This window comes from Paraburkholderia sp. BR13444, assembly GCF_040948755.1.
Taxonomy (GTDB): Bacteria; Pseudomonadota; Gammaproteobacteria; order Burkholderiales; family Burkholderiaceae; genus Paraburkholderia; species Paraburkholderia youngii.
This window is the reverse complement of the sequence record NZ_JBFPKM010000001.1, coordinates 234,847-260,395: the sequence shown is the minus strand read 5'-3', so window position 1 is coordinate 260,395 and position 25,549 is coordinate 234,847. Positions and strand designations below refer to the sequence as shown.

Genomic DNA, 25,549 nt, shown 5'->3' with positions numbered 1-25,549 from the left:
ATATCGATACCGAAAATTGCCAACCAGCAGCGCCCGCGCTGCATCAACACCATGAGCGACGACCTTCGCGCCACCGCTTTCGAGCATCTTCCCGACTACCTGAAGTCGCTGCCGGACCCGGCCCGACTCGAAGCGGTCGCGTTATCTACGCACACGCTGCGCGATATGAAGCGCACACCGCTCGAGCGCCTGTGCGACACGCTCGACGCGATGTTCGAAGCCTGCGCGAAATTTCCGGAACCGTCGCATTCGACGTTCTTCGCGCGCAGCATGCGGCTCGCGCTCGCCGAGGCGGCCGCCGATCCGGCGCTGCTCGCACCGATACAACGCGAAGGCTCCGCCGACACCTATCGGCGCCATCTGCTCGTCGCCGATCCGCAAGGCCGCTATGCGATCGCCGCGCTGGTCTGGCAGCCCGGCCAGGCGAGCCCCGTGCATGCGCATCACACGTGGTGCGGTTACGTGGTGGTCGAGGGCAAGCTGAGCGAAACGGTCTTCGAATGGGACGACGCGCAGCAATGCGCGAGTGCGCTGCGCATTCAGACACGCAAACGCGGCGCGGTGTCGTACGTGCGCGGCGGCCGTGCCGCGATTCATCGGCTCGGCAACAGCAGTGATGCGCCGGCGGTGTCGCTGCATATCTACGGCGTCGAAGGCGCGCGGATCGGCACGCACGTGAACGACATCGTGCGCACGGCCGACGCCGCGGAGATGGCTTAACAACGGTTGCACGTCACGACGACACGTGACGTGATGTGATGTGACGCGTTCGCGCGACTACGAAGTCATGCGAGCACACCAGCACGCGACCGTCCTCGCACGTTCCCCAACAACCCCCGCCTCAACTCTTCTCACCGACATCGCCAGCCGTCGGAATTTGCGGCGGAATCGGCGCGGTCTGTCCGGTCGGCGGCGGCGCCGGACGCGGTTCGTGCGACACGTCACGCGCGGGCGCAAGCGGCACATTTGTCGATGCGCGCGCCGACGGGCCGACGGCGCCCACTTCACCCACTTCATACTCCGCTTCGCGCAGATGCTCCTGCGCCGCTTCGCGGGTTCGTTCGCGCGCGGGTTCATGCGCCCTTTGATGATCTTTGCCGTGCGCGCCGTCGCGCGCCCGCTGGTGCGCGTCGGCACCCGCATCCACAGGCGCGACGAACCCGGTCATCTCATCGTCGCGCAACGGCTCGCCCTCGCTATCCTTCGACGACGTGTACACCCGCATCTGCGCGACCGGAATCTCGATGCCCGCCTCGTCCATCTTGCGCTTGAGCCGCAAATTGAACGCCCGCGCGACGCTCCATTGTTGCAGCGGCCGCGTCTTGATCTGCCCTTTGACGACCATCCAGTTCGGATCGAAGCGGTCGAGACCCCACACCTCGATCGGCCCGAGCATCTCGCGCCGGTAGCGGAAGTCGGCCATCAGCTCCGCGCCGACTTCGCGGATCAGCTGCGTGATCTCGTCGACATCAGTCGAAAACGACATGCGCACCTCGAACACCGCATACGCGAAATCGCGCGACAGGTTCTTCACGATCTTGATCTGCGAAAACGGAATCGCGTGGATCGCGCCCTGCCCGTCGCGCAGCCGCACGGTGCGGATCGACAGATGTTCGACCGTGCCCGCATGGCCACCATCGACGTCGATCCAGTCGCCGACCGAGATCGTGTCCTCGATGATGATGAAGAGCCCGGTGATCAGGTCGGTCACCAGCGACTGCGCGCCGAACCCGATCGCCAGACCGATCACGCCCGCGCCGGCAAGCAGCGGTGTCACGTTGATGCCGAGGTTCGCGGCGGTGACGATGCCGCCGATCGTCATGATCGACACGAGCAACACGTTGCGCACCAGCGGCAACATCGTGCGGGCGCGCGTGCTCGGACTGCGCGCCTTGTTGCGCGGGCTGCCCGGATTGAGCGTTTCGGTGATCGCGGTGTCGACCAGAATCCACAGCAGCCACGCGATAAAAACGGTGGCGACGATCGCCGTCATCGCATGCGCGATGCCGCGCGCCGCCACGTTCCTCTCGATCACCTCGGCCAGCGACACGTCCCACAGCCGCGCGGCCAATTCGAAGAAAAACAGCCAGATGAATAAGGTCAGCAAGGTGCCGCAAAAGCGCAACAGGCGCGTCAGATACGGCGAGCGGCGCCGCGCGCGGGCGCTGCGCGGGCGCGTCATGCGCAGCACGATCGCCGACAGGAAAAACGCCAGCACCAGCAGCAGCGCGGTCACGATCGAGATCTGCAGCACGTTTTCGCTGGAGCCGGAGCCGCCCAGCGTCGCGACCACCGACGCGGCCGCCAGCACCAGCACCGGCACGTGCCACATCGCGGCAAGCACCTCGAACGCATCGGTCGCTGCCCTGTGGTCGTTGCGCTGCTCGTACGGCCGGTTGCGGATCAGGTGCGCGACCGGCCGGCGGAAAGCGAGCGCGAAATAGCCGGTCAGCACGGCGGCCGTCATGTTGGCCGCGGTCGAAATCAGCGCGGCGAGGTTGGTGCCGATCTGATGCTCGACGTCGTAATTGACGGCCGCGTCGCCGAGCGCACCGCACACGCCGATCACGAACAGCACGCGGCGCGCATGATCGATCAGCAATCGCACCGCGACACGCCGGTGGCCCGAGCCGAACAGCGAGAACATGATCAGGCAGATCGCGGAAAACACCGCGCCCGCGACGATCGCATACGCGACCACCATGCCGAGCGTGCGGCCGAGCGCATCGGGCATCGCGCGCATGAACAGTAGCGCCGCGATGAACGCGATGATCCACGGACCGACGCGGCGCAACGCGAAGATCAGCAGCTCGCGCGTGGTGGGATTGGGCCGCAGCACCAGCTCGACGCCGAAGCGCCGGTGCAGCCGATGCTGCAGATAGATCAGCGCGCCGGCACAGGCGCCCCAGCCGGCCAGCATCCCCAGCATCGCCAGCAGGATCGAGCCGAGACCCTCGCGCCCCTGGCCGGAGACGATCGTGTACAGCTCATTGCCGGCAGCGGTCACGCGCCCGCTCCAGTAGCGCACTGGCGTGCGGCCCTGATGCACGTCGGATTCGAACGACGCGATGCCCGATGCGATCGCGCCGAGCAGGCCCGGGCTAGGTTGCACGGCGGTCGGCGCGGGCGGGCCGACGGTGTGCGCGGCGCTTTGCGATACGTCGCGCAACTTCTTCAACTGGGCGACGAGCGCGCTGCGCTGGCGATCGTTGTCGAGCGTGGCGATCACGCTGTCGAGCGAGCGCGCAAGCTCCGCCTGGCTCGCGGGCGACGGCGCCGACGCCGCCTCGGGCGCCGACGCACCCGAGGCCGCGGACGCGGGCGTCGCGTTCACCGTCGCGCTGTTGATCAGGCTCTGCAATGCCGGGATCACCGGCGTGCCGCCGCCGACCGCGGGGCCGGCGGCCTGCGCGATGCGCGGCAGCGCGCCGAGGCACAGAATCAGCGTGGCGCACACGAGCGCGGTCAACCAACCCAGCACATATGCGCTCGCGCGCGGGTGGGCGTCGCCGCTGGCAGTGCCGCGAGCGGCGTGATCGGAGGAGAGATGAGGGGCGGTGAGAATCGCCGGCTGCTGCCCGCCGCCAGACGGCGCAGCCTCGGACTCACGCCGCGACGGGCATGACTGCATGGCAATCCGTGAGAAAACGGCAGACGCCAGTGTAGCCGCAGTTACGCCCGGCGCGCCCGAACATGCGTAACCGAATGTTAGTACGCTTGCGCGGCCGGCGAATTAGATGCGCCGATCGTCAGTACGCGACCGTCGCGATCTGGCGGACGAAGCGGCCCTGCTCCAGTTCGTCGACGAACGCGATCGCGTAGTCTTCGGCCGAAATGCGGCTGTTGCCGGCCGCATCCGCGATCAGCGTATTCGCGCCCGTGCGGAACTTGCCGGTGCGCTCGCCCGGCGCGATCAGCGCGGCCGGCGCGAAGAACGTCCAGTCGAGATCGGTCACGCCGCGGTAGTAGTCCAAGGCGTCGCGATGCGCGAGCGCGATGCCCTTGTACGCGGGCGGAAAACTGTCGGTGTCGACCAGTTGCTTGCCCGGCGCGACTTCGAGCGAGCCCGCGCCGCCTACCACGACGACGCGCTTCAACCCCGCCGCGCGCACCCCTTCGACCAGCGCGCGCGTGGCCTGCGTCAGCGTGGCGAGATCGCCTTGCGGCGGCGCATACGCGCTCGCGACCACGTCCTGACCGCGCACCGCCGCGCCGACGCTCGCGGCGTCGAGCAGATCGGCCTGCGCCGCGTGCAGATTCGCGACGCCGGCCGGCACGCGCGCCGGATCGCGCACCAGCGCCGTTACCTGATGCCCGCGACGCGCGGCTTCCGCGGCAATCCGCGAACCGATCATGCCGGTCGCGCCAAACAAGGCGATCTTCAGTTGCTTGCTCATATCAGCATACTCCTCAGGTTGTCTTATATGTAACTCTCATAGTTACATATAACGAGAAAAAAAGCGGGGCTCTCACCCCGTTCATTAGTTAGTCACCGTCAAGCCCGGCGCTTGCGCTCGCGATGCTTCTCCGAGCGGACTACGTCGGCGGTCGCATCGGCGAGCGTGCGCGCGGCCAGCGCCGCTTCCATCGCCTGCTGCGCTTCGTCGATGATCCCGCTCAACACGCTCTGGATATTGCGCCCCACCATGCACGCGGGATTCGGCTCCTCGCGATGCAACGCGAACAACTGCGCGTCCTCCACTGCGCGATAGACGTCGAGCAGCGTGATTTGTTCCGGCCGCCGTGCGAGCAACGCGCCGCCACCGGCTCCCATCTGCGACGTGGTGAGGCCGGCCTCCGAGAGCATGGCCAGAAGCCGGCGGATCAGCGCGGGATTCGTGTTCACGCTGCCCGCGATCATCTCCGACGACAACGGCACGCCGCCCTGTAACGACAGCAATGCGAGCACATGCACGGCAAAGGCAAACCGGCTACTCGTGTTCACGGCAGATCCGTCCCGCAACGACAATGTGTAACCATCGTAATTACATATACCTCTAAAGTCAAACGGCGAAAGCCGGATCGAACCGCGCGCGGATCATTTGTCCATCTGCTTCTGCGCGTCGGCGGACTCGGTCGATGCGCTCGACGAAGCCGACGAGCTCGCATTCTGCGCCGACCACGCCTGCAGCTTGCGCCCCGCCGTTTCGAGGCCCTGGCCCGTGATCGACGCCGCCCTGCCGAGCTGCGCGTTGGCCGCGCTCGCCGCGTTCTGCAGGTTGGCCTGCGCGCTCGACGCGAGCGCGGCCGGGTCGATCCTGATCGACGGCGCGGAGGCCGAGTCGAGGTTCTGCTGTGCGGCGTCCTTGGTCGCGGTGACCTGTTGGCCGACGTAGCTCGCGGCCTGATCGAGCTTCTGACCGGCAAGCTGCGCGGCGTCGTTGAGCTTGCCCGCGACCTGGCCGGCCGAAGCGTCGTTTTTCTGGCACGCGGCCAGCGCGCCGAACACGAAGACCACGACCGCCGCGCGGCGCAATAAGGATGAGGAAACAGATGAAATCATGATCAGAAGGAGCCACACCGAGCGGCTCGCACTTGCGAAGATGTGCCCATGATACCGCCGTTGCGCCGCGCGGCCGCTTCGAGTCACCCCGGCGAGCCATCGACGATTACGACGAAACTTCGGGTGCGGTTCGCCGCAAGGCCATGCAACCGAACCACAACCAGCCAGGCGACCCGACCAGGCTTGCGGCCGCGATGATCGCATTGGTCGACGCGGCGTCCCCGCCGTTGCGCCTACCGCTTAGGACGGACACGCTGGCCGCCATCGCCGCGAAAAGCGCTTATGCGACGCAGGAAACGGAAGCGTGGAAACAGCTGTCTTCATCGCCCGACTTCACTGCGTAAGCGAAGAAAGCAGCGGTTCGGCATTTCGCCGAGCCGCTGCTCGCCTGAATCGCCGTTGCGCGAATATCACCGAGCCAGTTAATTCGCCGGCGTTAGTATCGGTGCGCCGGCATCCTTCAGCAGAAAAACCAGGAATTTGGCCGGCTTGGTCTTGCTGGCATTGCGCCCGACCGTGTGCACGTCGTTCGGCCCTTCGTAGAAGGTTTGCCCCGGCTTCAGCGTGACGGTCTGGCCGCCGCGCACGCCCATCACGATCGAGCCTTCCAGCACATAGATGAAGCCGTGTGCATCATGCCGATGTACCGGGTCCGCACTGCCGGGCGGATACTCGACCGAGAGCACCGTGACTTCCTTGCCCGGATAGTCTTCCAGCGCCCTGGTCATCAGCGGCGTAGCTTGCGCTTGCGGCGGCTCTTGCGCGTGTGCGGCGCCCGCTGCGAGTAGCAGCGATGCGATCAGCCACCTGGAAATATGCATGACGGTGCTCCTACGCTTATCGATCAGGCGAGGCCCGACTTGTCCACGCCAAAGGCTTTGTCGTAGATGCCCGGCGGGATGCGAAAGCCGATGTTGACCCGATTCCACGCGTTGATCGACATCACCTGGAAGGTCAGGTCGGACAACTCCTTCTCCGAGAACTGGGTTCGCACGCGATCGTAGATTTCATCGCTCACACCGAGCGGCGAAATCTGGGTCAGCGCCTCGGTCCAGGCTAGAGCGGCACGCTCGCGCGGCGTGAACAGATTGGACTCGCGCCACACGGCCACGTGATGAAGGCGCAACGGACGCTCGTCATGGATCGTGGCCTCCTTCACGTGCATGTCGACGCAGAACGAGCAGCCGTTGAGCTGCGACGTGCGGATGTCGACGAGATGGCGGATGGTTTCCTCGATTGCGGACTTCTTGAGCACGAGGCTGAACTCGACGAACTTCTTGAACAGTTCCGGGGATTGCTGCTGGTAGTCGATGCGTTGGGTCATGGCATGTCCTTTGTGCGGTTGGAGAAAGGAGAAACGTTGCGGGAATGCGCTTCAGTCCTTCGCGACGGACCGGCTGAGCCAGGTGTGGAAGCGCGTCGGGCCGATGCGATGACCGCCGCCGGCGACCAGGGTGCGGTCGTCCAGCTCTGCGCCGAAATAGCGAGCGTGGACATCGGCGATCACCGTGCGTGGATCGTTGTGCGCGGCGAGGAACTTGCGAGCGAGTTCGTCGAGTGGGAAGCGGTCCGGACCGGCGAGTTCGGTCATGTCGTTCAGCGGCATCCCCGCCGCAAGATCGGCGAGCACTGCGCAGACGTCATCGGCGGCGACCGGCTGGATCAGCGCGGGCGAAAGGCGCACCTCGCCTCGCTGGGCGCTGGCCTCGATGATGCCGCCGACGAATTCGAAGAACTGGGTGGCACGCAGCAGCGTGTACGGGACGGGCGACGCCTTGACCAGCGTCTCCTGCGCAGCCTTGGCGCGAAAATACCCGCTTTGCTCCAGGCGTTCGGTGCCCACGACGGACAGAGCAAGATGGTGCTCGACGCCCGCCGCGTGTTCGGCGGCCAACAGGTTGCGGCCCGCCGTCTGGAAGAAGCTCATCACGGCCTCGTCCTCGAAGGACGGCGCGTTGGCGACATCGACGACGACATGCGCGCCTTCGAGCGCTTTCGCCAACCCGTCGCCCGTCATCAAGTCCACCCCGGTCGACGTGGATGCGGCCACCACGTCGTGACCATCGCGGCGAAGCCGCCGCACTACGTTCGAGCCGATCAGTCCGCTGCCACCAATGACGACCACTTTCATGTTTCACTCCCTCCGGTTCGGTTGACGAAGCGCTTGCTGCTTGATCCGATGGGTGCAGTATCATTTCCAGCCGCCGGCGCCGCTTTGTCTGCGCCTTGTATTTCCGTCCAAAATTCCTCCATCCGCTTCATCAGCGCGCCAGGTAGCGCATACCTGGCGGCTTTCTCGTCCTGGAGTCCCCAATGCAATGGGTTTTCGCTGACTGCACGCTGGACCTGGAGCGTCGCGACTTGCGCCGCGCTTCCCAGGCGGTCGCCACGACGCCGAAAGTGTTCGATCTGCTGGTTTATCTGGCGAGCCATCGCAACCGGGTCGTGGGCCGGGATGAGTTGATCGATGCGGTGTGGGACGGACGCGTGATTTCCGAATCCACCATGGCCAGCCACGTGAACGCCGCGCGCAGCGCGGTCGGCGATGACGGTCAGCAGCAGCGGGTGATCAAAACCGTGGCGCGCAAAGGATTCCGATTTGTCGCCGACGTCATCGAACATCCGGCATCGGATCAGGCCCGCGAGAAAACATCGACGCCAACCGAGACGTCATCGCCGGATGCGGCGCAGGCCAGCAAGCCTTCCATCGCCGTCCTGCCTTTCGTCAATCTCAGCGGTGACCCGGAGCAGGACTACCTGGCCGACGGTGTGATCGAGGACGTCATCACCGCGCTGTCGCGATACCGCTGGTTGTTCGTCGTCGCGCGCAACTCGAGCTTCACTTACAAGCATCGCAACGTGGATGTGAAGCAGATCGGGCGAGAGCTCGGCGTGCGCTATGTGCTCGAAGGCAGTTGGCGGCAGGCACAGGGCCGCGTTCGCATCACCGGCCAGCTCGTCGATGCGGGCAGCGGCGCGACCCATTGGGCTGGCCGCTTCGAAGGCGTGCTCGACAATATTTTCGAGTTCCAGGACCAGATCGCCGACAGTGTGGTCGGCGCGATTGCGCCGCAGGTCGAACAGGCCGAGATCGCTCGCGCGCGGTTCAAACCGACCGAAAGTCTGCGTGCGTACGACTACTACCTGCGTGGCATGGCGCAGCTTCATCGAGGCAGCCGCGAAGCGATCGACGAAGCGTTGCCGTTATTTCAGCGCGCATTTGCGTGCGACCCTGAGCTTGCATCGGCGTACGCGATGGCGGCCTGGTGTCATTGCTGGCGCAAGGTCAATGGCTGGATGCACGATCGCCCAAGAGACATGGCGGAAGGCTCCCAGTGGGCGCGTCGTGCCGTGGAGTTGGGCAAGTACGACGCCGTCGCTCTCGCGCGCAGCGGTCATGCGCTATCGCATCTGGCCGGCGACCTGCCTGAAGGTATCGCCTTGCTGGATCGGGCGCTCGAATTGAATCCCAATCTTGCCGCCGCGTGGTTTCTCGGCGCATTTCTCCGCTTGTGGCATGGCGAAACCGAACAGGCGATCAGGCAATTTGCCCACGCGATGCAATTGAGCCCGTTGGATCCAGAGCGTTATCGGATGCAGTTCGGCTTGTCGGCTGCGCATTTGTTCATGGACAACTTCGTCGAAGCCGCTCTGTGGGCTGAGAAAGCCATCCGGGATTTGCCGAGTTTCGGCCTGGCCTACGCAACGCTCGCCGCGAGTCAGGCCTGGCTCGGCAAACCAGCGGAAGCTCGACGAGCTGCGATTCGCTTACGCGAGCTAATTCCCGACTTGCGCCTCGGCAACTTGACCGACTGGATGCCGATCCGGCGCGACGAAAACCTTGCCGTCTTCACGGAAGGCTTGGCCAAGGCGGGATTCGATTCTGAACCCTGCGAGGATTGATGCAATCCTGCAGCGGGCGTCGGCATGCAGCGGCGCTCGCCTCGACATCGTTCAACGCTCTCCCATATTTCAGAATCTTCCGACGGTTGTAGACGAAACACCTCCCTATAGTCGCGGCTGCTTTTAGGGAGTGCTGTTTCGATGAAACTGATCGACTGGATCGTCACCCTCGTCATCATGCTGATGGTGATCGTCTTCTTCTGTGCGCGCCGGCCGCCCGCCTGGTCGCACGACTCCCGTGCCCGGCATATGAAGGGAACCCGTCTGCTGATGCAGGCCGCGTGCGCGCTGTGGGCGGCGCTTCTGGCTGTCACGAACGGCCTGTTTGCCGTCGAAGGGATTGCCGGCGTTCGGCCAACGGCGGCCGAGTCGTCCGCCGGCATCGCCGTGCTGCTGGCATGCAGTTGCTACTGGTCGGTGCGCGGCCGGAGACTGCTGAAGCCGCGACGGATTTTCGCCGGTTAAGGAGCGGGCGGGCGCCACCCGCACCGCACGCACGATCGGGCGCCCTACCGCGCAGTGATTCCTCGCACCGCATCGATCGAAGGCGCGGGCAACCCGGGGCCGGCGCTAAGTCCTGCCCCCGCGGCGCCCTGCGCGCTCTCGCGCGCACCGCGCGCCGCCGATGCCGGAGCCGCCACGACGAGCGTTGGCGCGCCAGCCGCAGCCGGTTCCGAGCCCGCGGCACCCGCCGCCTCTGGCAGCGACAGATAGAACGTCGTACCCACCCCCTCCTTCGATTCCGCCCACACTCGCCCGCCGTGTCGCTCGACCATCCGCCGCACGAGCGCGAGGCCAATGCCCTCGCCGGCCGCCGCGTTGCCGTGCAGGCGCTGGAACGCGGTGAACAGCCGCGGCAGCGCGATCGCCGGGATGCCGAGGCCGTTGTCGCGCACGTAGAAGATTCGCAGCGAATGCACGCCCGGCGGCGCGGGCGTCGTGCCGATTTCGACGCGGCCCTCGCGCGCCGGGTCCAGATAGTTGACCGCGTTGCCAATCAGGTTCGCGAAGATCTGCTCGAGCGCGGTCGGATCGCCCCATACCGCGGGCAGTTCGCCGACCGTCACGCGCGCGCGCCGCACGCGGATCGACCCCTGCATCGCATCGACGACGCGCTGCACGATGTCGCGCACATTGACCTTCTGGCGCCGGTACTCGACACGCCCGACGCGCGACAGCCGCAGCAGCGCGTCGATGATGTGCGACGCGCGCATCACCGCGGTCTGCAGATAGTGGAGCGCCTCGCCAATGTCCTCGTCGACGATCCGCTCGATCCGCTCGCGCGTGCTGGTCGCGAGCGACGAGCCGCGCACCGCGTCGCGCAACTCGTCGCAGGCGCGAATCAGCTCTTTCGAAAATCCCTGCAGGTTCACCAGCGGCGCCCGCAGATCGTGCGACACGCTGTAGATGAACATTTCGTTTTCCTGAGTCTGCTGGCGCAGCGTCTCGTTGATGCGGGCAAGCTCGGCGGCGCGGCGTTCGAGGTCCGCGTGAAAACGCGCCTCGATGCGCTCGGCTTCGAGCAGACGGCGGCTCGTCTCGTGCAAGGTCAGATCGAGCCGCGCGATTTCATCGCGACCCGCGCCGAGCGGCGCGAGCGGTTCGTTGCCGGCAAGCCTGGCCGCGTTGTCGGACAGCAGCGCGAGCCGGCCGCGCACGCCGCGCGTGAACATCCCGATGGCGAGCGCGACGAACAGCAGCGAGCCCAACGCGGCCGCGACGATCAGCGTTTGTTCGCGCTCGCGCACGGCGGCGACGGCAATCGAGCGCGACATGTCGAGACGGCGCTCCTCGGCCTGGAACGCGCTCACCTGCAAGCGGAAATGATCGAGCACGTCGGCCTGGGCGAGATCGTGGAAGCGCGCGAGAATCTCGGCGCGCCGCCCGGCGCGCAGCATGTCCTGTATGCGGTCGGACCACTGGCGGTATGCCTGCACCGCCTGGCGCACCTCGACCACGCGCTCGACTTGCGCGGGATTGTCACCGACGAGATCGACGAGTTCGTCGATGCGCCGGTCGACGTCCATCCATACTGCGATCGGGGTCGTGAAGCGTACGTCGTTGGCAAGTACCGCGCCGCGCAGCGCGACCGATTCGGACAGCACCGGATCGAGAATCGCCGTGCTCTGGCGCAGCACCTCCTCGGTATGCATCGCCCGGCGCTCGGCCATCGTCGCATCGGCCTGCGCCTTCACGACGCCAGTGAGCAGCGCGAGTTCGAAAACGGCCGGAATCGCGATCAGCAACAGGCCTTTAGTGGTCAGTCTCATGCGGGCCCATGGGAGGGGTTGGCCGGCGGATCGTGCACGGAGTCGGCACATTATGTCGGCGTTTGCGCGGGAAAATAAAGAGGGACACGAACCCGTCGCCCACCGTACCCCGCTGGTTGATTGCGCGCCAGGATTGGGCATCGACAGCATCTCGTTGCGTCAGGATTCCGAATAAAGATGTAATTTAAATCGAATATTTCGCCCTTTTCTGGGTCATCATGCGTAGCCGTGACGATTTATGCACTTTCGCTGTGCCTCGCCTCTCTGTTCAGGTGCATGGCGCGCTCGGACGGCGCATCGCTCGAAACCATCCAGATTCCCATCCCGGTGCCCGATTGCACCGGGCCGACGCGGCCAGCACAACTATGGCCCGTTTCTTGCTCGCATAGCGCACTTTTTTGGCACAAGCGGGACATATCGATGGAAAGTCTGAAATACGGCGCCGATACCGAGTTTCTTTTGATCGGCGCCGCCATGGTGCTGGCGATGCACGCAGGATTCGCCTTCCTGGAGCTCGGCACCGTGCGCAAGAAGAACCAGGTCAATGCACTGGTCAAGATTCTGGTGGACTTCGCGGTGTCGACGATCGCGTACTTCTTCATCGGCTACACGATCGCATACGGTGTGCAGTTTTTCGACGGCGCCGCGACGCTCGCCCAGCATAACGGCTATGCGCTCGTGCGCTTTTTCTTCCTGCTGACGTTCGCCGCCGCGATCCCCGCGATCGTGTCGGGCGGCATCGCCGAGCGCTCCAAGTTCAACCCGCAGTTGTTCGCGACGTTCGTGCTGGTCGGCTTCGTCTATCCGTTCTTCGAAGGCATAGCATGGAACGACCGTTTCGGCATTCAGGACTGGCTCACGCAGGCGTTCGGCGCGCCGTTCCATGACTTCGCGGGTTCGGTGGTGGTGCACGCGTTCGGCGGCTGGGTCGCGCTGCCGGCCGTGCTGCTGCTCGGTGCGCGCCACGGCCGCTATCACCGCGACGGCGGCATCGCCGCGCATCCGCCGTCGAACATTCCGTTTCTCGCGCTCGGCGCATGGGTGCTGACGGTCGGCTGGTTCGGCTTCAACGTGATGAGCTCGCAGACCCTCGACAAGATCAGCGGCCTCGTCGCGGTCAACTCGCTGATGGCGATGGTCGGCGGCACGCTGAGCGCGTGGTTCGCGGGCCGCAACGACCCGGGCTTCACGTACAACGGCCCGCTCGCCGGGCTCGTCGCGGTGTGCGCGGGCTCGGACATCATGCATCCGCTCGGCGCGCTGGTCACGGGCGGCATCGCCGGCGTGCTGTTCGTCTATATGTTCACCTGCGTGCAGAACCGCTGGCGCATCGACGACGTGCTCGGCGTGTGGCCGCTGCACGGCCTGTGCGGCGCATGGGGCGGCATCGCGGCCGGCATCTTCGGCGCTCACGCGCTCGGCGGGCTGGGCGGTGTGTCGTTCGCCTCGCAGATCATCGGCACGCTCGGCGGGATCGTCGTGTCGGGGCTCGGCGGCACGGCCGTGTACGGCGCGATCCGCATGACGGTCGGCCTGCGGCTCGACCAGGAAGAGGAATACAACGGCGCCGATCTGTCGATTCACAAGATTTCGGCGACGCCGGAGTGAACCGGGGCGGCGCTCGCGGGGAACGGGAGAGACGCGGGCCACATGCCTGTCCCCAAAATCCGCGCGCCGATGTTAGACTTCGCGGCTGGAGATGGCATTCTCCATTAACCGCCCATGGGGCTGATGATGCCTGCTACGCCCGGTTATGCGGACGCGGCATCAATTCGCCCGCATCAACCGGTTTGTCGACGTTCCCGGTTCGATCCTCTTCCATGTATTGGTCTTTTCTCGCTGTCGCGATTGGCGGCGCACTCGGCTCGCTGTTTCGCTGGTTCCTCGGCTTTCGACTGAACCCGGTCTTTAGCGACCTGCCGCTTGGCACGCTCGCCGCTAACGTGATCGCCGGCTACATCATCGGTGTGGCGGTCGCGGGCTTCGCGCGGGTGCCCCAGCTCTCGCCGGAATGGCGGCTGTTCGTCATCACCGGTCTGATGGGCGGGCTGTCGACCTTCTCGACGTTCTCCGCGGAAGTCGTGCAGCGCCTGCAGGACGGCCGGCTCGGCTGGGCGGCTGGCGAAGTGGCGATTCACGTGAGCACGTCGCTGATCATGACGATTCTCGGCATCGCGACGGTTTCGCTGCTGGCGCGCTGAGGCGTGTTGATGCTGCCTGGCATTGCAGCAATGTTCGCGGTTCCGTATCACACGCTCTTTCACCCGACCAGCGCCGTGCTGTTCGGAACCGGCTACGGCCTCGCCTATCCCGTGATCACATTGCCGAGCCGTCTCTCCAGGCAGTCAGGCGCGGCGACGCGTTTTGCAGCGCGCTCGCGCAAAGGAAAATCACCGCGACTTGCCGCCCCGCATCGCCATCAGCATCGCCCACTTGGAGCGCATCGACAGCAGCCGTGGCGCGAGCGCCGGAAACAACAAGAAGAAAAAGACAGCGTCGACAACAACCACGACGGAATGTTGAATGACAAATAAAGGGAATTCCACGCCTGCAACACCAGGAGCTGTAAAGCCGCATTGACGGCTACCTCGACACCGCTCGTGGTGTGCACGATCGGCGGCGCTGAATCGATGTTATTCAGCTCAGTGTCGAAAGGGTGGGAGTTCACAGCCATTAATGCAGCGCTCAGCGCTAGCGTAATAACGTGAATCGGATAAATATGCTAAAGCAGTTGATAAAAAATTCTGCGCCGAGACCGTACGACAGATTAAATCCCGACATGATAAAGAAGAAAATCGTCGCGCAGCCGCGGAATTTTCATAACTCGGCCATTGATATCACCCTTGCATCGTGGTACATGACGAGCGTGCGAAAGCGGAGCATGATTCGTTTAACCGCACCAAACGGGCATGGGCACTTTCTCACCATTTGCGTTTGCAAATAAAATCACAACTAACTGGATATTAAACGAGACAGTAATTTCCCCGGTAATTGTTGCGCATCGTCCTTTTGGCGGAGACGGAAGTCTCGTGAGATTTGAGAAGGCGTGATCTAATGCCTGCATTTGGGTGCCGATTTTTTTGCGAACTTTCTCGTGCGGAATACTACGGTGCATTGACATTAGATGTCGGCTGTTGTGCGGTTATATGGCCCAAAAAAAAGGCGTCACGTTGCCGTGACGCCTTAAAAGTTCTAGCCATTCCGAGGGCCGTGCTAGAACCTGAGAGAAGGTATTTCGAAAGGCGCAAGCGCCTTGGACGGGGCGATCGATCCTGGATTCCGGGATTTTCCGCTTGCGTGCACCAAAATGCAGCGGAAAGATGCGACTTTCGAAATGAGGTTCCATTTTTTATGGTTATCCTGACTAAGTCAAGCAAAAAGATATAGTCGCTCATCGATCGGCAATTTGTTCCGATACAATGATTTTCCCAACATATATGAAATGGATGCCCCGGTTTGGAGATGCCCCCGCCCCGCGCGGGCGGTCGTCAATAGGTTAACGAACGAACCACCTGAAATACTGTTCCAAAAAAAGCGCATGAACCGATCCACACCCAACCAGGCCGTCGTCGCCAAAGCCCCCGCGAGCAAAGACCGGGACGGCCCGGGCGATGAAGTCACCGCGCTCGCGCGCGGCCTGACCGTTTTGCGCGCCGTCGCCGCCGCGCACGCGCCGCTCAGCAATCGCGAACTCGGCGAGTTGACCGGCATCCCGAAGCCCACCGTGTCGCGCATCACCGCGACGCTCGTGGGCACCGGTTTTCTGCTGCGACTGCCCGAAAGCGAGCGCTTCGTGCTGACCTCGTCGGTGCTCGAACTAAGCAACGGCTTTCTGCGCAACTTCGACATCCGCTCGCGCGCGCGGCCATTCCTGATCGAACTCGCGGAACGCACCGCGTTGTCGGTGCATCTGGCGGTGCGCGACCGCTACGACATGGTCGTCATCGACGCGATCCGGCCGCGTTCGGCGGTGCTCGTATCGCGACTCGAAGTCGGCTCACGCATGAGCTTGACGCGCACCGCCGTCGGCCGGGCGTATCTCGCCGCGCTCGCGCAAGCGGACCGCGACCGCCTGCTCGTCGGCCTGCAGACGGCCGAGGGCGATGATTGGGGCTATATCGGCAGCCGTCTCGTCAGTGCGATCCAGGACACGCTCGAACGCGGTTTCGCCATCGCCACCGGCGAGTGGTACAACGGGCTGAACGCGATCGCGCTCGGCTTCGTCGGGCCGTCGGGCGAGCGCTACGCGGTCAATTGCGGCGGCTCGGCCGATCAGTGTCCGCGCGACTGGCTGATCTCGGACGCCGCACCCGCGCTGCTCGAATGCATCGACAAGATCGTGCTTGAGGTCGGCGGCACGCCGGGGCGCCGGCTCGACGAATAGCCGGGCGGCGGCAATGAGCGCCACCCCGGCGCCCCGCACAGACCTAACGCGGCGCCCGCCGCCTGCGGTCTGTGCAGTGACGAAGGCATCCCGCCCACCTTGCCCTGCAATTCGCCGACATCCTGTAACCTTCGTAATTAACCGAAAAATACGCGGCTGGACTGTTACAGACACCGCAACGTACGATCACGCATCCCCGTCGCGGGACCGCGCCGCGAGCCGCGAGCGCTGTCAAAAAGGCCTCGCCGATCCGTGATGATTCCGCATTGCGTTAACATCTCTGTCCCGCGCCTCGGATAGCATCGCGCTGAATATTGCGCGGCGCGCGCCGCCACGACCGCCTGACACGCCGCCCATATGCCGGCCCGCCGTCTTTCGAACGGCGGCGACCGCATCGGCGGCTCACATCACAAAGCCAGCCACCTGACCGAACCGATGGACGAACAACAAAAGCACCCGGAAACCCAACGCCCCGCCGCTTCCCAGCCGTCCGCGAGCGGCGCGCAATCGAGCGCGCCCGCCGCGGTGAAACGCCACCGCGGCCGCACTGTCGCGCTGATCGTCGCGGCGCTGGTCGTGCTCGGCGTTGTACTGTGGCGCTGGCATCCGTGGGGCAGCCCCGGCAGCGGGGCGAGCGCGCCGGGTGCCGCGAGCGGCGCGCGCAGCGGCCGCCTCGGCCGCGGCGGTCCGAACGCGATGGCCAACATGCCGCAGCCGGTGCACGTCGCCGCCGCGACGCAGGGCGAGATGCCGGTCGTGCTGACCGCGCTCGGCACGGTCACGCCGCTCGCCACCGTCACGGTACTGCCGCAACTGAGCGGCGTGCTGCAGGACGTGTATTTCAAGGAAGGCCAGATGGTCAAGAAGGGCGACGTGCTCGCCCAGATCGATCCGCGCCCGTATGAGATTTCGCTGCGCAACGCCGAGGGCACGCTGGTGCGCGACGAGGCGCTGCTCGCCACCGCGCGTCTCGATCTGAAGCGCTATCAGACGCTGCTCGCGCAAGACTCGATCGCGAGTCAGCAGGTCGACACGCAGGCGTCGCTGGTGCGGCAATACGAAGGCACGGTGAAGGCCGACCAGGCGAACGTGGACAGCTTCAAGCTCGACCTCGTGTACGCGCGCATCACCGCGCCGGTGTCGGGCCGCGTCGGTCTGCGTCAGGTCGACCCGGGCAACTACGTGACCTCGGGCCTCGCCAACGGCATCGTCGTGATTACGCAACTCGATCCGATCAGCGTAGTGTTCTCGACCTCCGAAGACAATCTGCAGCAGATCATCCAGCACACGCGCAACGGCGAGTCGCTGTCGGCCACCGCGTATGACCGCAGCAACACGCATCCGCTCGAAGTCGGCTCGCTGAAGACGATGGACAACCAGATCGACACGACCACCGGCACGATCAAGCTGCGCGCGATCTTCGAGAACAAGGACAACGGCCTGTTCCCGAACCAGTTCGTCAACACGCGCCTGCTCGTCGATACGATCAAGGACGCGGTGATCGTGCCGACCTCGGCGGTGCTCAACGGCTCGATCGGTACCTTCGTGTACGTCGTGAAGCCCGACGACACGGTCACCGTGCGCCAGGTCAAGGTCGGCCCGGTCGATGGCGAGCGCACCAGCATCCAGTCGGGTCTCGCGGTCGGCGAGCGCGTCGTGATCGACGGTTCGGACCGGCTGCGCGAAGGCTCGAAGATCACGATCCCGGCCGAGCGGCCGCGTGGCGCGTCCGGCGCGCACGGCGCGAGCGCTCCGGCGGCCGCCTCGGGCGCACCAGCGCGTCGCGGCCGGCGCGCGCAGCAAGCATCGCAATAAAGTAAAGGCACGGCACTTACCGCATGAATCCATCCCGCGCATTTATTCTGCGTCCCGTCGGCACCGCGCTGCTGATGGCGGCGATCATGCTGGTCGGCCTCGTCGCGCTGCGCTTCCTGCCGCTGTCCGCGCTGCCCGAAGTCGACTATCCGACGATCCAGGTGCAGACCTTCTATCCGGGCGCGAGCCCGGACGTGATGACATCGTCCGTAACGGCGCCGCTCGAGCGGCAGTTCGGGCAGATGCCGTCGCTGAATCAGATGTCGTCGCAAAGCTCGGCCGGCTCGTCGATCATCACGCTGCAATTCAGCCTCGATCTGCCGCTCGACATCGCCGAGCAGGAAGTCCAGGCGGCGATCAACGCGGCGGGCAATCTGCTGCCCTCCGACCTGCCCGCGCCTCCGATCTACGCGAAGGTCAACCCGGCCGACGCGCCGATCATCACGCTCGCGATCACGTCGAAAACGCTGCCGCTCACGCAGGTGCAGGATCTCGCCGACACGCGTCTCGCGCAGAAGATCTCGCAGGTCGCGGGGGTGGGTCTCGTGAGCCTGTCGGGCGGGCAGCGCCCGGCGATCCGCATTCAGGCGAACCCGCGCGCGCTCGCCGCGTACGGCCTGAATCTCGACGATCTGCGCACCACCATCTCGAACCTGAACGTCAACACGCCGAAGGGCAATTTCGACGGCCCGACGCGCAACTACACCATCAACTCGAACGATCAGCTGACCGACGCCGACGAGTACAAGAGCGCCGTCGTCGCATACAAGAGCGGCCGCCCGGTGATGCTGACCGACGTCGCGAGCATCGTGCCGGGTCCGGAGAACACGAAGCTCGGCGCGTGGGTCGACAACACGCCCGCGATCATCCTGAACGTGCAGCGCCAGCCGGGTGCGAACGTGATCCAGGTGGTCGACAGCATCAAGGCGCTGCTGCCGCGCTTGCAGCAGTCGCTGCCCGCCGCGCTCGACGTCGAGGTCGTCACCGACCGCACCACGACGATCCGCGCGTCGGTGCGCGACGTGCAGTTCGAGCTGGCGATGTCGGTCGTGCTGGTCGTGCTGGTGATGTACCTGTTTCTCGCCAACATCTACGCGACGATCATTCCGAGCCTGTCGGTGCCGCTGTCGCTGATCGGCACGCTCGCCGTGATGTACCTGTGCGGCTTCTCGCTCGATAACCTGTCGCTGATGGCGCTGACCATCGCGACCGGCTTCGTCGTCGACGACGCGATCGTGATGATCGAGAACATCGCGCGCTATGTCGAGGAAGGCGACAGTGCGCTCGAAGCCGCGCTGAAGGGCTCGAAGCAGATCGGCTTCACGATCATTTCGCTGACGGTCTCGCTGATCGCGGTGCTGATTCCGCTGCTCTTCATGGGCGACGTGGTCGGCCGCCTGTTCCATGAATTCGCGATCACGCTCGCGGTGACGATCGTCATTTCGGCGGTCGTGTCGCTGACGCTGGTTCCGATGATGTGCGCGAAACTGTTGCGCCACACGCCGCCGCACGACAGTCATCGCTTCGAGGCGAAGGCGCACCGCTTCATCGACTGGGTGATCGCGCGCTACGCGGTCGCGCTCACCTGGGTGCTGAACCGTCAGCGCTCCACGCTGGTCGTAGCTGTCCTCACGCTGGTGCTGACCGGCCTGCTGTACGTGTTCATACCGAAGGGCTTCTTCCCGGTGCAGGACACCGGTGTGATCCAGGCGATCACGCAGATGCCGCAGTCGGTGTCGTTCGCGTCGATGGCCGAGCGTCAGCAGGCGCTCGCCGACCAGATCCTGAGGAACCCGGACGTCGAAAGCCTGACCTCCTTCATCGGCGTGGACGGCAGCAACATCACGCTGAACAGCGGCCGCATGCTGATCAACCTGAAGCCGCGCGACGACCGCAGCAACACCGCGAGCGAAGTGATCCGCCAGTTGCAGAAGGACGTCGCGCATATTCCGGGCGCGTCGCTGTACATGCAGCCGGTGCAGGACCTGACGATCGACTCGACGGTCAGCCCGACGCAGTATCAGTTCATGCTGACCGATCCGAACATCGGCGAATTCGCGACGTGGGTGCCGAAGCTGGTCGAGCGCCTGAAGCAGTCGCCCGAACTCGCGGACGTCGCGACCGATCTGCAGGACAACGGCCGCTCGGTGTTCATCGAGATCGACCGCGCGACCGCCGCGCGCTTCGGCATCACGCCGGCCACGATCGACAGCGCGCTGTACGACGCATTCGGCCAGCGCATCATTTCGACGATCTTCACGCAGTCGAACCAGTACCGTGTGATTCTCGAAGCGCAGCCGACGATGCAGCACTACATCACGTCGCTGAACAACATCTACCTGCCCTCTTCCACGTCGGCGGGCGGCCAGGTGCCGCTGTCGTCGATCGCGAAGTTCATCGAGCGGCCCGCGCCGCTGCTGGTTACGCACCTGAGCCAGTTCCCGGCCACCACGGTGTCGTTCAACCTCGCCCCGGGTTCGTCGCTCGGCGCGGCCGTGAAGGCGATCGAACAGGCCGAGAAGGACATCGGCCTGCCCGCGTCGTTCCAGACGCGCTTCCAGGGCGCGGCGCTCGCGTTCCAGGCGTCGCTCGCGAACGAGCTGTTCCTCATCCTCGCGGCGATCGTCACGATGTACATCGTGCTCGGCGTGCTGTACGAGAGCTTCATCCATCCGATCACGATTCTGTCCACGCTGCCGTCGGCAGGCGTCGGCGCGCTGCTCGCGCTGCTGATTACCGGCCACGATCTCGACATCATCGGCATCGTGCTTTTGATCGGTATCGTGAAGAAGAACGCGATCATGATGATCGACTTCGCGCTCTACGCGGAGCGCGAGGAAGGCAAGCCGCCGCGCGAGGCGATCTACCAGGCGTGTCTGCTGCGTTTCCGGCCGATCCTGATGACCACGCTCGCCGCGCTGCTCGGCGCGCTGCCGCTGATGCTCGGCACCGGCGCGGGCTCGGAACTGCGCCGGCCGCTCGGTATCGCGATCGCCGGCGGCCTGATCGTGAGCCAGCTGCTGACGCTGTTCACGACGCCGGTAATTTACCTCGCGTTCGATTCGCTCGGCCGCCGGCTGCGCGAGCGCTTTAGCCGCGGCGATTCGTCCGGTAGCGCCACGCCGCCCGCCACCGATGCAGGGAACTGAGCGATGAACCTGTCGCGTCCGTTTATTTCCCGCCCGGTCGCCACCACGCTGCTGGCGATCGGCATCGCGCTGTCGGGCGTGTTCGCGTTCACCAAGCTGCCGGTGGCGCCGCTGCCGCAGGTCGACTTCCCGACCATCTCGGTGCAGGCGACGCTGCCGGGCGCGAGCCCGGAGACCGTCGCGACCAGCGTCGCGAGTCCGCTCGAGCGGCATCTCGGCTCGATCGCCGACGTCACCGAGATGACGTCGCAAAGCTCGGTCGGCTCGACGCGCATCACGATGCAGTTCGGCTTGAACCGCGACATCGACGGCGCCGCGCGCGACGTGCAGGCGGCGATCAACGCGGCGCGCGCCGACCTGCCCGCGAGCCTGCGCAGCAATCCGACCTACCACAAGGTCAACCCGGCCGACGCGCCGATCCTGATTCTCGCGCTGACGTCGAGCACGCGCACGCCCGGCCAGCTCTACGATTCGGCCGCCACGGTGCTGCAGCAGTCGCTGTCGCAGGTGCAGGGGGTCGGCGAAGTGGACGTGAGCGGCTCGGCGAATCCGGCCGTACGCGTCGAGCTGACGCCGCATGCGCTGTCGCATTACGGCATCGGCCTCGAGGACGTGCGCGCGGCGCTCGCCTCGGCCAACGCGAACAGCCCGAAAGGAGCGATCGAGTTCGGCGAGAACCGCGTGCAGCTGTACACCAACGACCAGGCCACCAAGGCGTCGCAATACAAGGATCTCGTCATCGCCTATCGCAATGGCGCGCCGGTCAAACTCGCCGACATGGGCGAGGTCGTCGATTCGGTCGAGGACCTGCGCAACCTCGGCCTCTTCAACGGCAAGCACGCGGTGCTCGTGATCCTGTACCGGCAGCCGGGCGCCAACATCATCGAGACCGTCGACCGCGTGAAGGCGATGCTGCCGCAACTGCATGCATCGCTGCCCGCAGACGTCGAAATCTCGCCGACCTCGGACCGCTCCACGACGATTCGCGCGTCGCTGAAAGACACCCAGCGCACGCTCGTGATCGCGGTCGCGCTGGTCGTGATGGTCGTGTTCCTGTTCCTGCGCAACTGGCGCGCCACGCTGATTCCGAGCGTGGCCGTGCCGATCTCGATCATCGGCACGTTCGGCGCGATGTACCTGATGGGCTTCTCGCTCGACAATCTGTCGCTGATGGCGCTGACCATCGCGACCGGCTTCGTCGTCGACGACGCGATCGTGGTGCTCGAAAACATCTCGCGCCACATCGAAGACGGCGTGCCGCGCATGAAGGCCGCGTTCCTCGGCGCGCGCGAGGTCGGCTTCACGGTGATGTCGATCAGCATCTCGCTCGTCGCCGTGTTCCTGCCGATCCTGCTGATGGGCGGCATCGTCGGGCGGCTGTTCCGCGAGTTCGCGCTGACGCTGTCGCTCGCAATCGCGGTGTCACTGATCGTCTCGCTGACGCTCACGCCGATGATGTGCTCGCGCCTGCTGCGCGAGCCGCACGAGAAGCAACAGGAAAGCCGCCTCGGCCGCTGGCTCGAACGCGGCTTCACGTCGATGCAGCGCGGCTACGAGCGCACGCTCGGCTGGGCGCTGCGGCATCCGCGGCTGATCCTGCTCGTGCTGCTGCTGACCATCGGGCTGAACGTCGCGCTCTACATCATCGTGCCGAAAGGCTTCTTCCCGCAGCAGGACACCGGGCGCATGATCGGCGGCATCCAGGCCGACCAGAGCACGTCGTTCCAGGCGATGAAGGGCAAGTTCTCGCAGATGATGGACATCGTCAGCAAGAACCCGGCGGTCGACAGCGTGGTCGGCTTCACCGGCGGCCGGCAGACCAACTCGGGCTTCATGTTCCTGTCGCTGAAGCCGAAGAGCGAACGCAAGCTGTCCGCCGACCAGGTGATCCAGCAGTTGCGCGCGCCGCTCGGCGACGTGGCCGGCGCGCGCACCTTCCTGCAGGCGGTGCAGGACATCCGCGTCGGCGGCCGGCAATCGAACGCGCAGTACCAGTTCACGCTGCTCGCGGACTCGACGCCCGATCTGTACAAGTGGGGGCCGAAGCTCACCGAGGCGCTGCAGGCTCGCAAGGAACTCGCGGACGTGAACTCCGACCAGCAGCAAGGCGGTCTCGAGGCGATGGTGACGATCGACCGCGCCACCGCCGCGCGCCTCGGCATCAAGCCCTCGCAGATCGACAACACGCTGTACGACGCGTTCGGCCAGCGCCAGGTATCGACGATCTACAACCCGCTGAACCAGTATCACGTGGTGATGGAAGTCGCGCCGCGCTACTGGGAGAGCCCGGAAATGCTGAGCCAGATTTACGTCAGCACCTCGGGCGGCAGCGCGAGCGGCGCGCAGACCACCAATGCGCCGGCCGGCACTGTAACGAAGGCGACCAGCACGGCGGCCACGACGAGTGGCGCCGCAACCGGCGGCACGGCAGCCACCACCGCGACGAGCGCGGCCAGCATCGCGGCCGACTCCGCGCGCAACCAGGCGATCAACTCGATCGCGGCGAGCGGCAAGTCGAGCGCGTCGTCGGGCTCGCCGGTGTCGATCGCGAAGGAAACGATGGTGCCGCTGTCGGCGATCGCCAGCTTCGGGCCGGGCACCACACCGCTGTCGGTCAATCACCAGAGCCAGTTCGTCGCCTCGACGATTTCATTCAACCTGCCGCCGGGCGTCTCGCTGTCCACCGCCACGCAGGTGATCTACGACACGATGGCCGAGATCGGCATGCCCGCCACGATTCACGGCAGCTTCCAGGGCACCGCGCAGGCGTTCCAGCAGTCGATGTCCGATCAGCCGATCCTGATCCTCGCCGCGCTCGCGGCGGTGTATATCGTGCTCGGCATCCTGTACGAGAGCTACATCCATCCGCTGACGATCCTGTCGACGCTGCCGTCCGCGGGCGTCGGCGCGCTGCTCGCGCTGCTGCTGTTCAACACCGAGTTCAGCATCATCGCGCTGATCGGCGTGATCCTGCTGATCGGCATCGTCAAGAAGAACGCGATCATGATGGTGGACTTCGCGATCGACGCGTCGCGCAAAGGGCTGTCCTCGCGCGACGCGATCCACCAGGCCTGTCTGCTGCGCTTCCGGCCGATCATGATGACCACCTTCGCCGCGATGCTCGGCGCATTGCCGCTCGCGTTCGGCAGCGGCGAAGGCGCGGAGATGCGCGCGCCGCTCGGTATTTCGATCGTCGGTGGGCTGATCGTCAGCCAGATGCTGACCCTCTATACGACGCCGGTCGTGTATCTGTACCTGGATCGCATCCGCGTGCGCTGGGAGGCGAGAAAGGCGCGCCGCACGGGTGGCGCGGCGCCGACCTCGTCATGATGTCGTGAAGGTGGCGCTCACAGCTTCTGCTCGATGGCCAGCGAGAAAATCCGCTGCCATCGGCGCGCCATCCGCTCGTTCGACATCGGCACGAGCCACTCGCCGCGCCGTGCGTCCTTGACCTTCACGGCGAGCCGCGCCTGCGCGTCGCGGCCTTGTGCTTCGGCGCCGAGCAGATCCGCGAAGATATACGCACCCTGCTCGTCGCCGACGCGAATCTCGCAGAGCCGCTTGCCCGCCGCGAGCCGCACCAATCCCCAACTGCCCTTCAGCTCGTGCGTCCAGTCGCCGTCGCGCACGTTCGGCGCGACTTCGCGGCGCCGCTGCCGCCAGTAAGCGAGCGCACCGGCAATCAGCAACGCAACCAGGACCGCCACGCTTTCCGCCACCGCCAGCCCGAAACCGGCCTGCAGCGCATCGAAGGCGCGTACCGCGCCGTATCCCAGCGCGACCAGTGCGATCAACGCAACGAGAATCGGCATCGCAAGCTCATCCGGTAAATGGTTTCAGCCTGGCACGGGCGTGACACTAGCAATGCGCGATGCCGCGCGCGGCCCCTTCACTGCCCCTTGTGCGCGGCCGCCCATTCCTTGAGCGCGTTCAGCGTGTTCTCGACATGCTTGTCGGGCTGCAGGCTCGTGTACTCATAGATGATCTTGCCTTCGGGCGAGATCACGTATGACACGCGATTCGCCATGCCGGCCTTCATCGGCATGGCCGCGTCGTATGCGTCGATCACCTTCGCGTCGGCGTCGGCCGCGACCGGAAATTTGCTGCGGCATTCGCTGACCGAGAACTTCGTCAGCGTATCGATGTTGTCGTGTGATACACCGATCACCGTCGCACCGTACTTCTTGTATTCGTCGACCGCATCGGCGAATTCGTGCGCCTCGATCGTGCAGCCCTTCGTGAACGCGGCCGGATAGAAGTACAGCACGACCGGCCCCTTCTTCAGCTGATCGGCCAGCGAATACGTGTAGGTCTTGCCGCCGAGCGAGGCCTCGGCGGTGAACGCCGGCGCCGTATCGCCGGGCTTCAGGGTTGCCGAGGCGAGCGGCGAATGCATTGCGAATCCGAACGCCATGACGGCGGCCAATACCGCCGGTATGTGTTTTGTCTTCATCTGCTCCTCCATGCGTGAGCGCACGCAGTTGATCCCGTCCATCGAAGACAGCTTCGGCCGGCGTCACAGGCC

General features: G+C 65.3%; 20 protein-coding genes, 1 pseudogene and 1 riboswitch. Of the genes and pseudogenes, 11 read left to right on the top strand and 10 right to left on the bottom strand.

Features of this window, described 5'->3' with window-relative positions; translation table 11 throughout:
- The first annotated feature begins 51 nt into the window (after window positions 1-51).
- Window positions 52-720, top strand: a complete 669-nt coding sequence (locus tag AB3X95_RS01145) for a cysteine dioxygenase (RefSeq protein WP_368620468.1) — start codon at window positions 52-54, stop codon at window positions 718-720.
- Between the two features lie 121 nt (window positions 721-841).
- On the opposite strand, the gene AB3X95_RS01140 is transcribed toward AB3X95_RS01145, so the two are convergent.
- From AB3X95_RS01140 to AB3X95_RS01125, 4 genes are all read right to left on the bottom strand, one after another.
- Entirely contained in the window at window positions 842-3,631 is a 2,790-nt protein-coding gene (locus AB3X95_RS01140; RefSeq protein WP_368620467.1) for a mechanosensitive ion channel family protein, read from the bottom strand.
- Window positions 3,632-3,749: 118 nt separating this feature from the next.
- Window positions 3,750-4,397: an NAD(P)-dependent oxidoreductase gene (locus AB3X95_RS01135; RefSeq protein WP_368620466.1), complete on the bottom strand. Its 648-nt coding sequence runs from the start codon at window positions 4,395-4,397 to the stop codon at window positions 3,750-3,752.
- Window positions 4,398-4,495: 98 nt separating this feature from the next.
- Window positions 4,496-4,945, bottom strand: a complete 450-nt coding sequence (locus tag AB3X95_RS01130; RefSeq protein ID WP_176120056.1) for an Rrf2 family transcriptional regulator — start codon at window positions 4,943-4,945, stop codon at window positions 4,496-4,498.
- A 93-nt stretch (window positions 4,946-5,038) separates the two neighbouring features.
- Entirely contained in the window at window positions 5,039-5,503 is a 465-nt protein-coding gene (locus AB3X95_RS01125; protein ID WP_176120057.1) for a hypothetical protein, read from the bottom strand.
- Between the two features lie 98 nt (window positions 5,504-5,601).
- Here AB3X95_RS01125 and AB3X95_RS01120 point away from each other — a divergent pair.
- Window positions 5,602-5,847 (top strand): annotated as a pseudogene (locus AB3X95_RS01120) (short-chain dehydrogenase/reductase); the annotation flags it as partial.
- A gap of 78 nt (window positions 5,848-5,925) precedes the next feature.
- Here AB3X95_RS01120 and AB3X95_RS01115 read toward each other — a convergent pair.
- From AB3X95_RS01115 to AB3X95_RS01105, 3 genes are read right to left on the bottom strand one after another with little or no spacing between them, the layout of a single operon-like run.
- Window positions 5,926-6,324: a cupin domain-containing protein gene (locus AB3X95_RS01115; RefSeq protein WP_368620465.1), complete on the bottom strand. Its 399-nt coding sequence runs from the start codon at window positions 6,322-6,324 to the stop codon at window positions 5,926-5,928.
- Window positions 6,325-6,347: 23 nt separating this feature from the next.
- On the bottom strand, window positions 6,348-6,827 hold the full coding sequence (locus tag AB3X95_RS01110) for a carboxymuconolactone decarboxylase family protein (RefSeq protein ID WP_368620464.1): 480 nt from the start codon (window positions 6,825-6,827) through the stop codon (window positions 6,348-6,350).
- Between the two features lie 51 nt (window positions 6,828-6,878).
- The gene (locus AB3X95_RS01105; RefSeq protein WP_368620463.1) at window positions 6,879-7,634 is read right to left on the bottom strand and encodes an SDR family oxidoreductase; all 756 of its coding nucleotides are present in this window, start codon (window positions 7,632-7,634) and stop codon (window positions 6,879-6,881) included.
- A 182-nt stretch (window positions 7,635-7,816) separates the two neighbouring features.
- Here AB3X95_RS01105 and AB3X95_RS01100 point away from each other — a divergent pair, with 182 nt between their 5' ends.
- Window positions 7,817-9,406, top strand: coding sequence for a winged helix-turn-helix domain-containing tetratricopeptide repeat protein (locus tag AB3X95_RS01100; protein WP_368620462.1), 1,590 nt, complete (start codon window positions 7,817-7,819; stop codon window positions 9,404-9,406).
- Between the two features lie 141 nt (window positions 9,407-9,547).
- Window positions 9,548-9,871, top strand: coding sequence for a hypothetical protein (locus AB3X95_RS01095; protein ID WP_176120061.1), 324 nt, complete (start codon window positions 9,548-9,550; stop codon window positions 9,869-9,871).
- A 44-nt stretch (window positions 9,872-9,915) separates the two neighbouring features.
- Here the strand turns inward: AB3X95_RS01095 and AB3X95_RS01090 are convergent, their stop codons facing one another.
- Window positions 9,916-11,676, bottom strand: a complete 1,761-nt coding sequence (locus tag AB3X95_RS01090) for an ATP-binding protein (protein ID WP_368620461.1) — start codon at window positions 11,674-11,676, stop codon at window positions 9,916-9,918.
- A 420-nt stretch (window positions 11,677-12,096) separates the two neighbouring features.
- Here AB3X95_RS01090 and AB3X95_RS01085 point away from each other — a divergent pair, with 420 nt between their 5' ends.
- The 7 genes from AB3X95_RS01085 (at window position 12,097) to AB3X95_RS01055 (ending at window position 24,354) form a co-directional block, all read left to right on the top strand.
- The gene (locus AB3X95_RS01085) at window positions 12,097-13,284 is read left to right on the top strand and encodes an ammonium transporter (protein WP_176365744.1); all 1,188 of its coding nucleotides are present in this window, start codon (window positions 12,097-12,099) and stop codon (window positions 13,282-13,284) included.
- 78 nt (window positions 13,285-13,362) lie between these two features.
- A riboswitch (Fluoride riboswitch) is annotated at window positions 13,363-13,424 on the top strand.
- Between the two features lie 72 nt (window positions 13,425-13,496).
- The gene (crcB, locus tag AB3X95_RS01080; RefSeq protein ID WP_176108943.1) at window positions 13,497-13,877 is read left to right on the top strand and encodes a fluoride efflux transporter CrcB; all 381 of its coding nucleotides are present in this window, start codon (window positions 13,497-13,499) and stop codon (window positions 13,875-13,877) included.
- 9 nt (window positions 13,878-13,886) lie between these two features.
- Window positions 13,887-14,210, top strand: a complete 324-nt coding sequence (locus AB3X95_RS01075) for a hypothetical protein (protein WP_368620460.1) — start codon at window positions 13,887-13,889, stop codon at window positions 14,208-14,210.
- 1,004 nt (window positions 14,211-15,214) lie between these two features.
- The gene (locus AB3X95_RS01070; RefSeq protein ID WP_176365743.1) at window positions 15,215-16,060 is read left to right on the top strand and encodes an IclR family transcriptional regulator; all 846 of its coding nucleotides are present in this window, start codon (window positions 15,215-15,217) and stop codon (window positions 16,058-16,060) included.
- 435 nt (window positions 16,061-16,495) lie between these two features.
- The gene (locus tag AB3X95_RS01065) at window positions 16,496-17,875 is read left to right on the top strand and encodes an MdtA/MuxA family multidrug efflux RND transporter periplasmic adaptor subunit (protein ID WP_368620459.1); all 1,380 of its coding nucleotides are present in this window, start codon (window positions 16,496-16,498) and stop codon (window positions 17,873-17,875) included.
- 23 nt (window positions 17,876-17,898) lie between these two features.
- Complete coding sequence (locus tag AB3X95_RS01060) at window positions 17,899-21,024, top strand: MdtB/MuxB family multidrug efflux RND transporter permease subunit (protein WP_368620458.1); 3,126 nt, start codon at window positions 17,899-17,901, stop codon at window positions 21,022-21,024.
- Between the two features lie 3 nt (window positions 21,025-21,027).
- The gene (locus AB3X95_RS01055; protein ID WP_368620457.1) at window positions 21,028-24,354 is read left to right on the top strand and encodes an efflux RND transporter permease subunit; all 3,327 of its coding nucleotides are present in this window, start codon (window positions 21,028-21,030) and stop codon (window positions 24,352-24,354) included.
- Between the two features lie 17 nt (window positions 24,355-24,371).
- Here AB3X95_RS01055 and AB3X95_RS01050 read toward each other — a convergent pair whose 3' ends face one another.
- Both AB3X95_RS01050 and AB3X95_RS01045 read right to left on the bottom strand, forming a co-directional pair.
- Window positions 24,372-24,836, bottom strand: coding sequence for a hypothetical protein (locus tag AB3X95_RS01050; RefSeq protein ID WP_176120069.1), 465 nt, complete (start codon window positions 24,834-24,836; stop codon window positions 24,372-24,374).
- 77 nt (window positions 24,837-24,913) lie between these two features.
- Complete coding sequence (locus AB3X95_RS01045; protein ID WP_176108949.1) at window positions 24,914-25,477, bottom strand: peroxiredoxin; 564 nt, start codon at window positions 25,475-25,477, stop codon at window positions 24,914-24,916.
- Window positions 25,478-25,549: the final 72 nt, after the last annotated feature.

Coding starts and splice junctions, on each gene's coding strand:
- AB3X95_RS01145 (WP_368620468.1), top strand. CDS start 52: ATGAGCGACGACCTTCGCGCCACCGCTTTCGAGCATCTTCCCGACTAC.
- AB3X95_RS01075 (WP_368620460.1), top strand. CDS start 13,887: ATGCTGCCTGGCATTGCAGCAATGTTCGCGGTTCCGTATCACACGCTC.
- AB3X95_RS01060 (WP_368620458.1), top strand. CDS start 17,899: ATGAATCCATCCCGCGCATTTATTCTGCGTCCCGTCGGCACCGCGCTG.
- AB3X95_RS01045 (WP_176108949.1), bottom strand. CDS start 25,477: ATGAAGACAAAACACATACCGGCGGTATTGGCCGCCGTCATGGCGTTC.
- AB3X95_RS01125 (WP_176120057.1), bottom strand. CDS start 5,503: ATGATTTCATCTGTTTCCTCATCCTTATTGCGCCGCGCGGCGGTCGTG.
- AB3X95_RS01110 (WP_368620464.1), bottom strand. CDS start 6,827: ATGACCCAACGCATCGACTACCAGCAGCAATCCCCGGAACTGTTCAAG.
- AB3X95_RS01085 (WP_176365744.1), top strand. CDS start 12,097: ATGGAAAGTCTGAAATACGGCGCCGATACCGAGTTTCTTTTGATCGGC.
- AB3X95_RS01105 (WP_368620463.1), bottom strand. CDS start 7,634: ATGAAAGTGGTCGTCATTGGTGGCAGCGGACTGATCGGCTCGAACGTA.
- AB3X95_RS01095 (WP_176120061.1), top strand. CDS start 9,548: ATGAAACTGATCGACTGGATCGTCACCCTCGTCATCATGCTGATGGTG.
- AB3X95_RS01100 (WP_368620462.1), top strand. CDS start 7,817: ATGCAATGGGTTTTCGCTGACTGCACGCTGGACCTGGAGCGTCGCGAC.
- AB3X95_RS01065 (WP_368620459.1), top strand. CDS start 16,496: ATGGACGAACAACAAAAGCACCCGGAAACCCAACGCCCCGCCGCTTCC.
- AB3X95_RS01070 (WP_176365743.1), top strand. CDS start 15,215: ATGAACCGATCCACACCCAACCAGGCCGTCGTCGCCAAAGCCCCCGCG.
- AB3X95_RS01055 (WP_368620457.1), top strand. CDS start 21,028: ATGAACCTGTCGCGTCCGTTTATTTCCCGCCCGGTCGCCACCACGCTG.
- AB3X95_RS01135 (WP_368620466.1), bottom strand. CDS start 4,397: ATGAGCAAGCAACTGAAGATCGCCTTGTTTGGCGCGACCGGCATGATC.
- AB3X95_RS01090 (WP_368620461.1), bottom strand. CDS start 11,676: ATGAGACTGACCACTAAAGGCCTGTTGCTGATCGCGATTCCGGCCGTT.
- AB3X95_RS01140 (WP_368620467.1), bottom strand. CDS start 3,631: ATGCAGTCATGCCCGTCGCGGCGTGAGTCCGAGGCTGCGCCGTCTGGC.
- AB3X95_RS01050 (WP_176120069.1), bottom strand. CDS start 24,836: ATGCCGATTCTCGTTGCGTTGATCGCACTGGTCGCGCTGGGATACGGC.
- AB3X95_RS01115 (WP_368620465.1), bottom strand. CDS start 6,324: ATGCATATTTCCAGGTGGCTGATCGCATCGCTGCTACTCGCAGCGGGC.
- crcB (WP_176108943.1), top strand. CDS start 13,497: ATGTATTGGTCTTTTCTCGCTGTCGCGATTGGCGGCGCACTCGGCTCG.